The sequence below is a fragment of the Chryseobacterium sp. genome (assembly GCF_008014695.1).
Lineage (GTDB): Bacteria > Bacteroidota > Bacteroidia > Flavobacteriales > Weeksellaceae > Kaistella.
Window position 1 is genome coordinate 555,270 of record NZ_VOXE01000002.1, and the last position, 14,347, is coordinate 569,616.

A 14,347-nucleotide genomic window follows, 5' to 3' on the forward strand; every position below is an offset into this window, starting at 1 on the left:
ATTTTTCCGAAAAACTATAAAAGCAGCTCCCTGGAGCTGCTTTTTATTTTCACCTTCAGGTTTTTGAAGGTGATTTTTCTTTATCCTAAAATCCGTATCTTCGCAAACGAAAATTTAAAACGATTAAATACTAACCGCACTCAATACGGAGTGCCAAAGACGAACACATTTTATGAATGCTCCACAAGCAATTATTGAAACAATTCAATTAAAAGATGGGAGAGAGATCACCATCGAAACAGGGAAGCTGGCAAAACAGGCCAACGGTTCCGTTGTAGTAAGAATGGGCGGAACAATGCTTCTAGCAACTGTTGTCGCCAACAAAGACGCAAGTCCGGGCGTGGATTTTCTTCCACTTACGGTAGATTACAGAGAAAAATTCTATTCAGGCGGTAAAATTCCGGGAAACTTTTTCCGGAGAGAAGCAAGACCTTCTGACGAGGAAGTATTGACGATGAGATTGGTAGACCGCGTTTTGCGTCCGCTTTTCCCATCCGATTTCCATGCAGAAGTTCAGGTGATGATTGCCCTGATTTCCTATGATAAAGAAGTGATGCCGGAAGCTTTAGCTGGTCTGGCTGCCTCCGCTGCCATCGCCATTACCGATATCCCTTTCAACGGGCCGATGTCTGAAGTAAGAGTGGTAAGAATAAACGGAGAACTTTCCATTAACCCAAGTATGGAAAATCTTGCGAAAGCAGATTTGGACATTATGGTGGGTGCTACAAAAGATTCTATCGTAATGGTAGAAGGAATTATGGACGAAATTTCCGAGCAGGAAATGATCGAAGCCATTAAATTCGCTCACGAAGAAATTAAAGTTCAGGTTGAAGCTCAGGAAAGACTGGCTGAAAGAGTAGGCAAGTCTTTACCGAAAAGAGAATACACCCACGAAAACCACGACGAAGAGATCCGCGATAAGGTTTGGAAAGAAACTTTCGATAAAGTATATGAAGTGGCCAAAACGCCTTCTGCAAAAGAAGAAAGAGGCGATAACTTCAAAGCGGTTTTAGAAGAATTCCTTTCCCAGTATTCCGAAGAGGAAATGGAAACGGTAAAACCTTTCGCAAAAGTATATTTCCACGATGTGGAGAAAGAAGCGATGCGTCAGCTGATCCTGAACGAGAAAATCCGTCTTGATGGACGTACGCCTGAAACGATTCGTCCGATCTGGTCCGAAATCGATTATTTACCGGGCGCTCACGGTTCTGCCATTTTCACAAGAGGGGAAACGCAGTCGCTGACCGCGGTAACTTTAGGCTCCGTGAAAGATGCCAACATGGTAGATTCAGTCGCCATCAATTACGACGAAAAATTCTTTTTACATTATAATTTCCCGCCGTTCTCTACCGGTGAAGCAAGACCTTTAAGAGGAACTTCAAGAAGAGAAGTAGGACACGGAAACCTGGCTCAGAGAGCACTTTCGAGAATGATCCCTGCAGAGAATCCTTATACGATCCGTATCGTTTCCGATATTCTGGAATCCAACGGTTCATCTTCCATGGCGACGGTTTGTGCCGGAACTTTGGCGCTGATGGATGCGGGTGTACAGATTTCAAAACCGGTTTCCGGAATTGCAATGGGACTGATTACTGATGCGGAATCAGGAAAATTCACGGTGCTTTCCGATATCTTAGGAGACGAAGATCACCTGGGGGATATGGACTTTAAAGTAACCGGAACTGCAGACGGAATCACGGCCTGCCAAATGGACATTAAGATCCAGGGACTTTCTATGGACATCATGGAATCCGCTTTGGCTCAGGCAAGAGAAGGAAGACTTCACATTCTTGGAGAAATGATGAAAACCATCGACAAACCAAGAGTGGATGTGAAACCACACGCTCCGAAAATGGAAGTACTCGAAATTCCGAAAGAATTCATCGGTGGTGTAATCGGACCTGGCGGAAAAATCATTCAGCAGATGCAGAAAGATTTCCTAACCGTTATCGCGATTGAAGAGATTGGCGAGATCGGAAGAATTGAAATCTCCGGGATCAGCAGAGAAAATATCGATGCGACCATCGCGGCGATCAAAGAAATCTGTTTCGTACCTACGATAGGCGAAATCTACAACGGTAGAGTCGTGAAAGTAATGGACTTCGGTGCATTCGTAGCGATTGCGAAAGGAACCGAAGGTTTGCTTCACATCTCCGAAATCGAATGGGCGAGGCTGGACAAAGTTCCTTACAACGAAGGCGACATGGTGGAAGTGAAATTTATGGGCTTTGATGACCGTAAGAAAATGAAACTTTCCCGTAAAGTCCTTTTGCCAAGACCGGAAAGAACGGAGCGAAGAGAAGGAGAGGGAGATTCCCGTGAAAACCGCGACAGCCGTCCGCCAAGAAACGACAGAAGAGACGGTGGCGACAGAAGAGACAACAACCGCGGAAACGACAGACCGCAGCAAGGCAACAGCGGTACAGCTACTGAGCGGCCTGCAGGTGAAGATACCTTCAAGCCTTTGAACGAAAGCGAAAATCCAATCGACGAGAAGCCGGAAGGTTTCTAATCTGAGGACACTATATTATAATGAAACCACCGAATTTTCGGTGGTTTTTTTTGCGGTCTTCTCACGTCCGGGCGCTCGGCTCTTGAATCTTGGCTCTTGGCTCTTGATTCCTGGCTCTTGGTTCTCGCCTCTCGCCATTCGCCATCAGCCATCAGCTCTTCGTCATTGCTAGCACAGCGAAGCAACCCTCTACTTTTTCCTTGGCCCTTGACTCTTGCCTCTTGATTCTTGACTCTTGGTTCTTGACTCTTGATTCTCACCTCACGATAATTCCCAGTTTTTCCAGGGTCTGGTCGTTAGGGAACAGGACTTTGGCATACGCCGTAAGCTCGCTGTATTTGGGATACAGCAGATCCAGGGCTTCATCGCGGATTTCGGTGGCTTTCTGGGCTTCGCCGAGTTCTTTTTTCTGGGATTGTTTCAGCGTAGAAATTTCCTGCAGGGCGTTCTGCTGCGCGGTAATGTCGGCATTATTGATGTTCACCTCTGCAGCCTTCGCCTTGAAATCATCATTGGCGAGCAGCTGTGCATAGAAATTGCTGACCTGCTGGTACCAGGCGGAGAAGGCGCGTTTCCGGCCCTTATCAATCCCGAGGGTGGCATAGGCCTGGCGGTTGCCTTTCATCGCAATTTTGCACAGGTTGCGGTGTCGCGTATACAGCAGATCAATTTCCGCCAGCTTGTTATTGAACCGGTCGGTCTCCGCATATTGTTCGCCATAGGCCTGTCTTTGGGTGTTGCTCAGCTGCTCCAGCTGCTCAATTTCCTGCAGGTAAGACTCGAGTTTGGCTTTCGTGATGCCTACCGTTTCCAGCTGGCTCTGTATTTCCGGCTCCTGGGCATTGGAGAAAGCCACTTTCATCCGGTTAATCAGTTCATCTGCGGAAATATACTGGTTCCGTTTCGGGGTATTTCCGCTTTCTGGGGTGTTGTTTTGTAGATTTTCCATAATAAACGGTATTAATGTTAAAATTATCTACCAAAATTATAAAATAAATGAATAATTCACCAAAAAAATGGTCCGGCAATATTGCCGGACCATTTCTGTACGTTGCCGGACCATTTCTGTGAGTTGCCGGAGCATTTCTGTGGGTTGCCGGAGCGTTTCTGGAGGTTGCCGGAGCGTTTCTGTACGTTGCCGGAGCGTTTCTGTGGGTTGCCGAACCATTTCTGGAGGTTGCCGGAACATTTCTGTGGGTTGCCGGAAGGTTTCTTGAAGTTGCGGAAGGATTTTTAAGGTGTGCGGGAAGATTTCTGCTTCTTTTTTTATTCCACAGAAACTTCTGTTATTTATTTGAAAAGGAGGTTATGCAACAGTTACCAATGTTAGCTATAGTTTTTATTTTTTTTGTATTTTATTTATCACGGTAATTAAGCTTTTAATGAAACAATCCATTTTATTGAAGTCATATTCATAAATTATAGATTTTTTGTTTTCATATAAATATCTCCATTCTTCAAAAGATTTATTATGAACAAGTAACATATTTTTTAAATTATCAGATTCACGAGTTTCAAGTGGTTCAATATTGTTAACTATGAATTTCGCTTTGTAGCTTGACAATTCATCTTTATTCGTTTCAAGGAAATTATTGTATAATTCCTCAATTTCAGATTTTATTTCAGGAGATAGATATTTGAATAATTTCCAAAGTTCATGTCCGTTTATAATTAGTTTCGTTGTAATAGTATGTAAACCTTTCAAATATAGTTCTGCTGAAAAATTAAAGTTAATAACCGCAGTTGGAAGTCTTTGAAATCCCTTTTCAGTTCCATCTATTTTATTCCTATAAGCAGCATTATAAGCAATGTCGTAAAAACCTTGGGCAAAATGAAAAATTGGATTCATCTAATTTTAAATTTGAAATGCATGTGGATTTAAAATTTCAGCTAATAAACGCCTGCAGTTGTAGTAGTTCCATAAGAATCCCTTTAGCCCCTGCGGAATGCGTTAACGTGCCGCGGCTACCTTAAGGGCAGGATTTTTACAGCTAAACTTCATTCTGAGAAGTGAACTTTCAGCTTACACAAATGTGTCTGCAAAAGCACGAAACACCACTTTTCGGGTAAGTACTGTTAGCAGCTGCTTTATTTGACATAATTCAGTATGTCCACTTTTAAATATTGTAATTCTTGAAATTGACAATTCTTTGCAAGTCTGTAAGCAAAACTATCAATTGTCATTTGGCTTATTGAAAAAAGCTTTTTTAGTTTAGTTTTTAGTATCCCAATTAAGTACTTTCCTGGAATATTAATTAACACTTTTAAAACACTATTAAAATGTGTTCGATGTTTTGCAAGTTGGGTATGATATTTTAATCTCGGATTTATTAACTTTAGTTTATTCTCAATTGAATTGAAATATGGAGTCGTTATGGTAGGCCTAAGACAACAAGGGTTTGAACGAAAATCACAATCGCGATGCGGTTCGATTTTTAAATATTTATTCCCGAGTTCAAATTTCTTAATCAATAAAAAATTTGTAGCCAAATCCCTAAGAATATCTTTACACTCTTTAAAAAAATCTGATAAGTCAAATCTTTTTAAATCAACTTTTTTTATTTTAGAATTCTCTTCTTTTAAAAATTCCGTGATTGCGTGTTTTTCAATTAGATAATTTTCTATGCTATATCTTTTTAGGTAAAAAACATTGTTAAGGGATTCCTTTTTATCAAGTATTTCGTCAAAGTCTAAGTCTAATATAAATACCTTCTTTTTGTTCCTAAGAGATTTTCTAGCTTCTTTGAGCACTGGTTCCTTCCCACCACGAGGAAAAATTCTATTAATTTTTATTTCAGGGAATAATTTTTTAAGAACAACTAAATAGAAGTTCTCTTGGTCTATGTCTTCTACATAAAAATTGACATCATTGAACTGAGTCCAAATAATATCTTGACCCATTAAATACTTGTCTCCTTTTTTAGGAATGCTATCTTCAACACTAATCATATTTTATGAATTATATGGAAGTAAAACTTGACAAAATTCCTTCTTATCGCCAATTATTTCTGGTGAATGTGTCGCAATTATCAGTTGTGAATCTTTTGGCATCAATTTTTCCACAGCATCTAGAAATTCACTTTGCCATTTGGGGTGAAGTGACAATTCAGGCTCATCAATTATGAACACATTAAGATTACTGTTATATTTAATATATGTCAAAAGAATGAGAATTTGTTTTTCCCCTGAAGATAGATTTTTTATATCTCTATTATCGTCTAATTTTTGGTCATTTTTATCCAGAATATTAAATTTCACTTCAGAACTTTCTTTGTCAAAATAAATTTGTTTTGATGAATCAATCAGAAATTTATTAATTGTGTCTAAAAAGTCTTTAAGTGGGAAATACAATTTTTGTGTATCAGTCTCAAAGTTTTTAAATTCTACAACTAAATCATTAATCTTTTTAAATTGGCTAATATTTGTTATATATAATAAATCTTGCGCTTCCTTACCACTTTTAGTTTGCTTTAGAATGGACTTTAGTGTGTCAAAGTAAGTGTTAACCTTTTTTATTGATACATTTATACTTGCTGTCTTTTTACTTGTTTTTATAGTTTGATTCTCTTTTAAAAAATTGACAACCTGCTCTTTTAATATATCTATTGCACTTACTGTTGGTTTAGGTTCTTTAAGAAGTGTAGCAATATTTGTTTTAGTAAAGATTTTATCAAATGCGGAAAGCATTATTTTCTCATTTAGCGAACTATATAATTGAAGTATTTTATTTCTATAGATATTGTGTTCTTGACTTAATAATTGTTTTACCTTGCTAAGAGGTGAATAATTATTAAGTCTTTCTCTACGAATTGCTCTTTTTTTATCATTAGATAAAATTTTTCAGTTTGAAACCGTATCTCTTCACCCTCCTCTGTATACAGGTTACGGTCTAGACCAATCACAATAGGCTTTGGTAATTCCCCAAATAAAAATGCCCAAGTTTCCTTTTCATGTTCTTCAGGTCCTAAGCCTTCATATATACCGGCAATTGCGTCCTTAAGCTGTTCGTTTTTTGTGAGCTTTTTTGGGTGTGTTTTAAAAGTTGCTTGTATTTGATTAAACTTTTTCTTTTTTGAAGCATTTTCAAGATTGAAAGTTATTTCAACTTTATTCTGAGCACAAACAAGTATGTAATCATCGGCTTTATAGTTGAAGTCAAGCGTTATACTCTCAAATTCTATTTGGCATAATTCACCAATATTAGGTTTCAATAACCAATTAATTAAATTTAAAACACTCGTCTTTCCAGAACCATTTATGCCAACAAGAATTGATATGTTGTTCTTAAATTCAATGTCTTTGTCCATGAAGCCATATAGCTTTCTGATTTTTATTTCTTTTATTTTCATTTCGTCAATATGTTTTACTTATTCAATCTTGTCGTTATTGCATGACTTAAAGTTGATCCTAACTGTATATATGTCTCCTATCATAATACCAAAACAACCGCATTATGTTATTAGCCTTATGAATATGATCTTCGTGAACAATCAAATATAAGCAAGTTTCGGGAATAATGAATTAACAGACGATCAATGCAAATGACCACCAAAATATCCGGGGTTTTATAAAGTTTGGGTGGGCCGGAATTTCGTTTGAAGGGGGAAGCTTTGTAAGCAGAAGTGAGAAGTTAGAAAATCCCCGGGAGGCTTTGGCTGCAATGAATCAGGGTTTGCTAAAATAATTCTTCGTTTTGTCCGCCAATGTTATGTTTTATTTTTTGTCCCATACTGCTTGTTACATAGCCAGCAACACCTTCTTCCTTTTGTTGTCCGTTGGATAAATATTTAAGGTCTATTGAACAGTCGCCAGTTATTTTAACCCAAACCGTTTCACTTTCTCCAATTTCGAGCTTGTCAATTTGTCCACCGCCACAACCAATTATGTTTATGTTAGTCAAGGTTGTCTGTGTAGAGTTTGTGAAAGTGATCCTCATCGTGTCGAGAAGTATAATTGCCACCCAACAGTAAACAACCATTACAGGAATATTCATTAACATTAGTCCGCAAGTCGTCAATAGTTTTTTTCTGTTTTCTTTGTCCTTATAGGCTTTTAACAGAATTGAGATTAATATTCCAATGTTTATTAAGCCCGTCAATGCGATAAATCCATAACCAACGAAAAGTAATTCAAACGAAGAAGTCAGGAAGTAAAGTCCGAAAATAACTGTCCCAAGCAAGAATGAAATTAGTGCTGTTTGTCGTCCCAGTTCTATGTGTCGTTCTGTCGTCATACGCTTGGTGCTTACTTGTATATGTCTCCTATCAGAATATCAATGACCGAATTATGTTGTATTGGTCTTAGATAGTGATCTTCGTGACCAATCAAATATAAGCAAGTTTCGATAATAATGAATTAACAGACGATCAATGTAAATGACCACCAAAATATCCGGGATTTTATGGAGTTCGGGTGGGAGGGAATTTCGTTTGAAGGGAAGCGCTAAATCTCCGCTAGAACTTAATACCAGCTTGTAGAAATACCTTATTGTCAGCAGTTTTCTTTATTTGATATTTTCATCTTTCCAAACATCTTCATAACCTTTATTATCGACGAGAAATCTGAAACCGATTTCTAAACCTAAATATTTTATAATCTCAGGTCTGATTTGCAATAAATGTTCGGCACAAATTGGTTTAAAAAAATCATTGTTTTCAGAATATTCTCCCGACCAAATAAACCATCCTGTAGTTCCTTTTTCTTGTGAATGCCGAAGTCCGTTAATTGGGCTGTCATTCAAATTGTCAGAAATTCCAATTTTAAGTTTTTTATTTATAGGTTTCCAAATTGAATTATATTTTTCACAGATTTTTTTTTGCGGTTCAATATGTACATTCCAAATGTTATGTTCCAAAAGTTCATTTTCATCAGTTTGAAGCCATTTTTTCCAAAGTTTAATATTCACTTCGTTAATTTCATAATTAATGATTTCATTATCCCATTCAAATATAATAGTTGCAACAATGTCATCTTCAAAATCGTCATCAATATAAATCATTTCAGAAGCAAAATTTTCAACATCAACTTTATCAATTTTATTTTCTAGAAAATCATCGCAAACTTTGATTAAATCACTTCGAGCTATTTTCATGAATTGTCTGTAAAATGCTGGTAACTTATATATATCTTATGTGATGATACCAATAAAACCGTATTATGTTATTGGTCTCACAAATGTGATCTTCGTGAGCAATCAAATATAAGCAAGTTTCGATAATAATGAATCAACAGACGATCAATGTAAATGACCACCAAATATCCGGGATTTTATGGAGTTTGGGTGGTACTGAATTTCGTTCGAAGGGGAAGCTTTGAAACCAGAAGGGAGAAGTTGAAAAATTCCCGTGATGCTTGGCTGCGATGAAGCAGGGTTTTTGCGCCAACGGTTTGCAGCTACCCAAAGGGCGGGACTCTTACCACAAAATTTAATTTGAAAAACTAATGTTTGATTAACCACAAAACTGTGTGTGGAGCAAGAATTGAAAATCAACGTAGCTAAAACCCGGCTATTGCAAATGTGTTTTTAGCGGTTTCTAATCTCAAGGTTCTCTAAAAATTTTCTTTCCAATGCGATTTTACATCTTTTTAAATAGAGCAATGGAGAAAATAAAAACGCTTCCACTGCTATAAAAATAAATATAGTTATAAAATTTAAGTTCACCTTTTGAAACGAAAACTCAGAAACATTAATTATAATAATTGTCAATAGAATTACATTTGTAATAATCGGATACATTTTCATCCAATAATAGCCGAATTTTAATGGTGAAATTTCATATTCAACATCTGTGAATTTTCCCACCTTTTTAAATTCACCACTAATTAAAAAGGGTGTAAGAAGAATATTCGCGTTTTTTGTAATATAAAATTCCTGTTTTTCTAGTCGTCCGTAAAAAATTTTATTCGAAAAATTAATTGACAATAGCGCTAATGGAGATCCTTTAAGAAATGGATTCCCATCGACAGTTAAATCCGTTAATCTATCTTTAAATTCGATGAAATTCAATTGTGACACCATATTTTACAATTACTGCTAACACGTATATAGGTCTCCGATCATAAGATCAATAACACTATTGTGTTGTATTTGACTCATGAATATGACCTTCGCGAGCAATCAAATATAAGCAAGTTTCAATAATAATGAATCAACAGACGATCAATGCAAATGACCATCAAAATATCCTGATTTCAGGGAATTGGGGTGGGTGGGAATTTCGTTTGAAGGGGAAGCTTTGAAAGCAGAAGTGAGCAGTTAGAAAATTCCCGGGATGCTTGGCTGCGATGAAGGATGGTTTGAGAGCCAAAGGTTCACAACTATACGAAGGAGGGGTTTTTCAGCAGTGAACTTCATTAAAAGCCCAAAACTTGGATGAAGCACTTCACTTTCACAGAAGCACTAAACCCCCACTTGCTTGAGGTGCAGTTATGTGCCGCATTTTGTCATTCGGTTTAAGTTTTTCTCTTGATAAAATGTTATTTCATATTCGTCAAATGCTGTCAGCTTTTCATCTCCATTAAAATCAAAAATGAATTTCTTTTCAGGGAATTCGTGTTTAAGTTTTGCTGAGTATATCTCACAAAGTTTTTTACCTAAAAACAAAATTTGCTCGTAAGTCACTTCATCTTTTTTTTCGTCTGTTCCAAATAAATCCAAAATATGAATATGATTTAAAACTGATTCAATTTGCGCATAATTTTTAATGTATTCAGTGTTTTTCCAATTTTCGAAGTTGGTCTTATCAAAATGATTTTTAAATATAATGCAATCATCATATTCTAAAAATTCAGGCCAAAAAAGAAAAGAATAGGCAATGGCAAAATTTACATTTCCTTCACCTACAATCCAATCTTCAATTGAAAATTCATTACCATTATATTTTCTCCAATTTGATAAATCGGGAATTAATTTTTCGTCATCCATTTTTTTGCTTCATAAAGTTTAAAAGGTCGATAATATGTTGCTGTGTATGACTGTAAAAAATCAATTCAAAAAACCAAAGTCCGTCCGCCAAACTATTATTTTCAATTCTCCATTTAATTTCTAGTAAGTCGGCAATAATGTCGGAAAGGTCGTCAATTGCGTCACCGATTGCGTTGTCATGTAAGTTGTCAATGTCGTTAATGTCAAGTATAGTTTTGTAAAATCCGAAGTCCTTAAAATTACTCTTTATATTTTGTCTAAGATTTGGCAGTTTTGAGTTGTCATAATCTGGAAATTCTGTTTCGTCAAACTTATATTCTATGTCAAAATATAGGTCGTAAATTTTCACGAGGTGTCTTTCTAACAATTTTTCTTTGTCAGTTACTGTCAAGTTTGGTTGAAGTCCATACTTAACAATTTCGTTTATTGTCGGAATAAGTTCTTTCATTGTAGTGTCGTTCTAATATGGAACACAACTATGTCGCATATAGTAAAACCAATACAACTATTGTTTTATGAATTTAATCTTCGTTAGCAATCAAATATAAGCAAGTTTTGATAATAATGAATCAAGAGACGAGCAATGTAAATGACCACCAAGATATCCGGAATTTTATAGCTTTGGGTGGGACGGGATTTCGTTTGAAGGGGAAGCTTTGAAAGCAGTAGGGAGAAGTTAGAAAATTCCCGGGTTGCTATGGCTGCGTCCAACAACTAGTGAAAATCTTTATGATGTGAACTTCAACCCACTAATAGAAATACTTTGTTACCTGCAGTCTCTATTTTTTAGCCTGCATTTAACAAGTTACAAGTTATAGCATAACACAGTAAGCTATCAAATTCTTTGTCTGTGTCATCTATTGAAAAATCAAGAGTTAGCAATAAATTTAGTCTCTTATTTACACCAATTCTGTTTTTCATTTTAACAACTCCTATTCTACTTTTTGAAAACTTAATTGTAGAATATTTTTTATTTATTAGATAGAAAGGATTATCATTAATCTCTATCTCTGCGTTATTACAATTAAATTTAGTTTTGAATAGATTATAGTTGCCAATTTCCTTAATTTGAAAATTATCATTTACCTGTATAATTTTTAATTTCCAAAAAATTGATTTTATTGACTCTGTTTTTAATATTAAGTTACCGTTCACAAAATATTCTGCTAAAACTTTACCGTAAAAATTGGTAGTTCGTTTTACTAATAAAACTTCCTTTTGGTTTTTTCGTATAAAAATATTCCCAAAATTTTCAAATTCAATTTCATACATTTTTAAACAGAATATTTGTCGTGAGATTGTAGGTAACTTGTTTATATGTCTCATATCATCATCCCAACACAAGCGTATTATGTTATTGGTCTCATGAGTGTGATCTTCGTGAGCAATCAAATATAAGCAAGTTTCGATAGTAATGAATCAACAGGCGAGAAATGTAAATAACCACCAAAAATATCCGGAATTTTATGGCTTTGGATGGGACAGAATTTCGTTTGAAAGGGAAGCTTTTGCAAGCAGAAGGGAACTTCAAATAATTCCAATGTCTTTCAAGTATTTTTCTTTTTCAATTACAAACCAGTCGTCCAATGCTTCTCCGTTCAAATCGGTTTCAAGTTCGTAGTATCCAATTCCTTCTAAATTTTCAGTCCAATCTTGATTTTCAACATACAAGCCTATTTTAGTTCTAATAATTGAAGCACCATTTCGTCTGTCAATGTGGTAAATAAATCCATCGAATTTTGTAATAATTTCTTCCTGCTTAAAACCACATAAAAAGTCGGCATTGACTGAGTTGTCAGCAAAAATTTTGTCAAGAGTGTCAAACGCAGTCTTTTTTAAGTCAAACGACTTAACTCTTTTTTTCAATAATAGTTCAAGTTCTTGGTCTGTCATAAAATTGTGGCTAACTTGGATATATGTCTCATATAATAATACTAACACAACCGTAGTATGTTATTGGTCTTATGAATGTGATCTTCGTGAGCAATCAAATATAAGCAAGTTTCGATAATAATAAATCAGCAGACGATAATGTAATTAACCACCAAAATATCCGGAATTTTATGGAGTTCGCGTGGGACGGAATTTCGTTTGAAGGGGCAGCTTTGAAGGCAGAAGTGAGAAGTTAGAAAATTCCCAGGATGCTTTGGCTGCGGTGAAGCAGGGTAGAAGCGCCAACGGTGCGGTATTGCCGATCGCAATGATTTTTAGCACAAAACTTATTTGAAAAACTAATATTGAAAAACCCCAAAACAGTCTTTTGAGGACGAAATGAAAATCAGCATAGCTAAACCCCGCCTATTGCAAATGTGCTCTTAGTGGTTGCCGCTCTTGTCTGCATTTACTTGTTGTCTATAAAATATTCTCCAAGCCCAACTACCTTTTTGTCAAGAGAGTCGGTTGCTTGGTTTTTAAATTCAGTTAATATTTTCCTTGTCTCATCTGTGTCGAAAGCTGTTAATGCTTCGTAAGCGTCTGCTCTAAATACGTCTATTTCACTTTTGTCAAGTAGAATTTTGATTAGCGTTGGAGTCGCTGGTTTGTATCCTATTTTTTCAAGTCCACCGATTGCATAACGTCTATATTTCATTTCCTTGTCAGCAATATTTTCTGTTACGATTGGTCCGATTTGATAACCTGCTTCAAGTATTGGTCTGTCGATATATTCTTCTGAAACAGACTGGTTATGAAAAACAGAATAATAATGAAAAGCACATTTTTTATCAACTACTTGTCCAACGAAGAAATAAAATGAAATTGTCAAAAGTGCACTAATAGCAGTCGTCTTATAGTGCTTACGCAATAATTGTCTAACAGTAAAAACTGTCACGTTTGCGATAACTAACCAAAAAAGTGTCTTGTAATAGAAAATTGAAATAAGAGCAATTTCAAGCATTAACAATTCTTTTCCAACTGGGTTCCAAGCATAATTGTCAGTCCACGTCAAAATCCACCAAAGCCCAACCGCAAAAATTGAGGTCAAAAAGTAGGGTAATATTTTCTTGATTGTAGTCGCCATACGGTTGTCACTAACTTTTATATATGTCTCATACAATAGTACCAAGACAACTGTATTATGTCGTATTGGTCTCATCAATGTGATCTTCGTGAGCAATCAAATATAAGCAAGTTTCGATAATAATGAACCAACAGACGAGCAATGTAAATCACCACCAAAACATCCGGAATTTTAAGGAGTTTGGGTGGGAGGGAATTTCGTTTGAAGGGAAGCTTTGTAAGCAGAAGGGAGCAGTTAGAAAGTTCCCAGGATGCTTTAGGCTGCGATGAAGGACGGTTTGAGCGCTAATGTTTTGCAGCTACAGGAAGTTGTCGATTTTGGAGACGAAAACTGTCTGCTGATACGAAGCTCAATGTTCAATTACCACTGAACCGTCAATTTCTTATTGGTGCTGTTAGCGGTTCGGCTTTTATTTGTCAAACAGTTTTTCAAGTCCATATACTTTGTTCTTAGTCAGCAAGTCAACTATTTCGTTTTGTAATCTAACTATTTCAGACTTGTCTAAATTTTCTAGTTCAATTGAATTGTCTAGGTTTAAAAATTTGTTTTTCAGAGTATCAATTAAGTTGTCACCTTCGGTTGCAGATAACAGTTTTCTTTTTGCTTCTTGGAAAATTTCACGTCCTTCTTTAAGTGTCATATGGTTTGGTCCGCTGTCATTGTTCACTTCAAAGTCATCTATTCCATCGTCTTCCCAAAAACATATAGCACAAATGTCAAACGAATCCCGCTCGTCCAAGGTCAAGTAACCACAAACTGGGCAAGAGTTCTTTAATATGTCTTCACTTTTAACATCAGTTCTTTGTTTACCGATTTTTATTGCAAAGTTTTTCTGAAAGAAGTCTCTTCTCTGATTAAAATTGTCGTTATAATGTTCTTGCTCTTTCATTTC

At 36.1% G+C, this 14,347-nt stretch carries 18 protein-coding genes; 4 read left to right on the forward strand and 14 right to left on the reverse strand.

Annotated features, from left to right (window positions below):
* Positions 1–172: 172 nt before the first annotated feature.
* The gene (locus tag FUA25_RS06960) at positions 173–2,512 is read left to right on the forward strand and encodes a polyribonucleotide nucleotidyltransferase (RefSeq protein WP_147756177.1); all 2,340 of its coding nucleotides are present in this window, start codon (positions 173–175) and stop codon (positions 2,510–2,512) included.
* 256 nt (positions 2,513–2,768) lie between these two features.
* Here FUA25_RS06960 and FUA25_RS06965 read toward each other — a convergent pair whose 3' ends face one another.
* The 5 genes from FUA25_RS06965 to FUA25_RS06990 form a co-directional block, all read right to left on the reverse strand.
* Positions 2,769–3,461, reverse strand: a complete 693-nt coding sequence (locus tag FUA25_RS06965) for a hypothetical protein (RefSeq protein WP_147756178.1) — start codon at positions 3,459–3,461, stop codon at positions 2,769–2,771.
* Positions 3,462–3,851: 390 nt separating this feature from the next.
* Positions 3,852–4,361, reverse strand: coding sequence for a hypothetical protein (locus FUA25_RS06975; RefSeq protein WP_147756180.1), 510 nt, complete (start codon positions 4,359–4,361; stop codon positions 3,852–3,854).
* 239 nt (positions 4,362–4,600) lie between these two features.
* A complete protein-coding gene (locus tag FUA25_RS06980) occupies positions 4,601–5,461 on the reverse strand; it encodes a DUF4435 domain-containing protein (RefSeq protein WP_147756181.1) in 861 nt (286 codons plus the stop codon).
* A 3-nt stretch (positions 5,462–5,464) separates the two neighbouring features.
* Positions 5,465–6,349, reverse strand: a complete 885-nt coding sequence (locus FUA25_RS06985) for an AAA family ATPase (RefSeq protein WP_147756182.1) — start codon at positions 6,347–6,349, stop codon at positions 5,465–5,467.
* Positions 6,277–6,861, reverse strand: coding sequence for an AAA family ATPase (locus FUA25_RS06990; protein ID WP_147756183.1), 585 nt, complete (start codon positions 6,859–6,861; stop codon positions 6,277–6,279). Before FUA25_RS06990 ends, FUA25_RS06985 begins: the two co-directional genes overlap by 73 nt.
* A 182-nt stretch (positions 6,862–7,043) precedes the next feature.
* Here FUA25_RS06990 and FUA25_RS13450 point away from each other — a divergent pair, with 182 nt between their 5' ends.
* Entirely contained in the window at positions 7,044–7,196 is a 153-nt protein-coding gene (locus FUA25_RS13450) for a HopJ type III effector protein (protein ID WP_147756339.1), read from the forward strand.
* Here the strand turns inward: FUA25_RS13450 and FUA25_RS07000 are convergent.
* On the reverse strand, positions 7,188–7,745 hold the full coding sequence (locus tag FUA25_RS07000; RefSeq protein WP_147756184.1) for a hypothetical protein: 558 nt from the start codon (positions 7,743–7,745) through the stop codon (positions 7,188–7,190). The two genes, FUA25_RS13450 and FUA25_RS07000, sit on opposite strands and share 9 nt — an antisense overlap.
* Positions 7,746–7,877: 132 nt before the next feature.
* On the opposite strand from FUA25_RS07000, the gene FUA25_RS13455 reads away from it, so the two are divergent.
* Positions 7,878–7,958 carry a HopJ type III effector protein gene (locus tag FUA25_RS13455; protein WP_147756340.1) on the forward strand — a complete coding sequence of 27 codons (81 nt, stop codon included), beginning with the start codon at positions 7,878–7,880 and terminating at the stop codon, positions 7,956–7,958.
* A 57-nt stretch (positions 7,959–8,015) separates the two neighbouring features.
* Here the strand turns inward: FUA25_RS13455 and FUA25_RS07010 are convergent, their stop codons facing one another.
* The 6 genes from FUA25_RS07010 to FUA25_RS07035 all read right to left on the reverse strand — a co-directional run bounded on the left by FUA25_RS07010 (position 8,016) and on the right by FUA25_RS07035 (position 12,329).
* Positions 8,016–8,603, reverse strand: coding sequence for a hypothetical protein (locus FUA25_RS07010; RefSeq protein WP_147756185.1), 588 nt, complete (start codon positions 8,601–8,603; stop codon positions 8,016–8,018).
* A 432-nt stretch (positions 8,604–9,035) separates the two neighbouring features.
* Positions 9,036–9,518, reverse strand: a complete 483-nt coding sequence (locus FUA25_RS07015) for a hypothetical protein (protein ID WP_147756186.1) — start codon at positions 9,516–9,518, stop codon at positions 9,036–9,038.
* 420 nt (positions 9,519–9,938) lie between these two features.
* On the reverse strand, positions 9,939–10,436 hold the full coding sequence (locus tag FUA25_RS07020; protein ID WP_147756187.1) for a hypothetical protein: 498 nt from the start codon (positions 10,434–10,436) through the stop codon (positions 9,939–9,941).
* The gene (locus FUA25_RS07025) at positions 10,429–10,884 is read right to left on the reverse strand and encodes a DUF5063 domain-containing protein (protein WP_147756188.1); all 456 of its coding nucleotides are present in this window, start codon (positions 10,882–10,884) and stop codon (positions 10,429–10,431) included. Before FUA25_RS07025 ends, FUA25_RS07020 begins: the two co-directional genes overlap by 8 nt.
* Positions 10,885–11,222: 338 nt before the next feature.
* Complete coding sequence (locus FUA25_RS07030; protein WP_147756189.1) at positions 11,223–11,708, reverse strand: hypothetical protein; 486 nt, start codon at positions 11,706–11,708, stop codon at positions 11,223–11,225.
* Positions 11,709–11,963: 255 nt separating this feature from the next.
* Positions 11,964–12,329 carry a hypothetical protein gene (locus FUA25_RS07035; protein ID WP_147756190.1) on the reverse strand — a complete coding sequence of 122 codons (366 nt, stop codon included), beginning with the start codon at positions 12,327–12,329 and terminating at the stop codon, positions 11,964–11,966.
* Positions 12,330–12,472: 143 nt separating this feature from the next.
* Here FUA25_RS07035 and FUA25_RS13460 point away from each other — a divergent pair, with 143 nt between their 5' ends.
* Entirely contained in the window at positions 12,473–12,565 is a 93-nt protein-coding gene (locus tag FUA25_RS13460) for a HopJ type III effector protein (protein ID WP_147756341.1), read from the forward strand.
* Between the two features lie 212 nt (positions 12,566–12,777).
* On the opposite strand, the gene FUA25_RS07045 is transcribed toward FUA25_RS13460, so the two are convergent.
* Complete coding sequence (locus FUA25_RS07045) at positions 12,778–13,455, reverse strand: HEAT repeat domain-containing protein (RefSeq protein WP_147756191.1); 678 nt, start codon at positions 13,453–13,455, stop codon at positions 12,778–12,780.
* 409 nt (positions 13,456–13,864) lie between these two features.
* Positions 13,865–14,344 (reverse strand): CPCC family cysteine-rich protein, encoded by a 480-nt coding sequence (locus FUA25_RS07055; RefSeq protein WP_147756193.1) that lies wholly within the window; start codon positions 14,342–14,344, stop codon positions 13,865–13,867.
* Between the last annotated feature and the right edge of the window lie 3 nt (positions 14,345–14,347).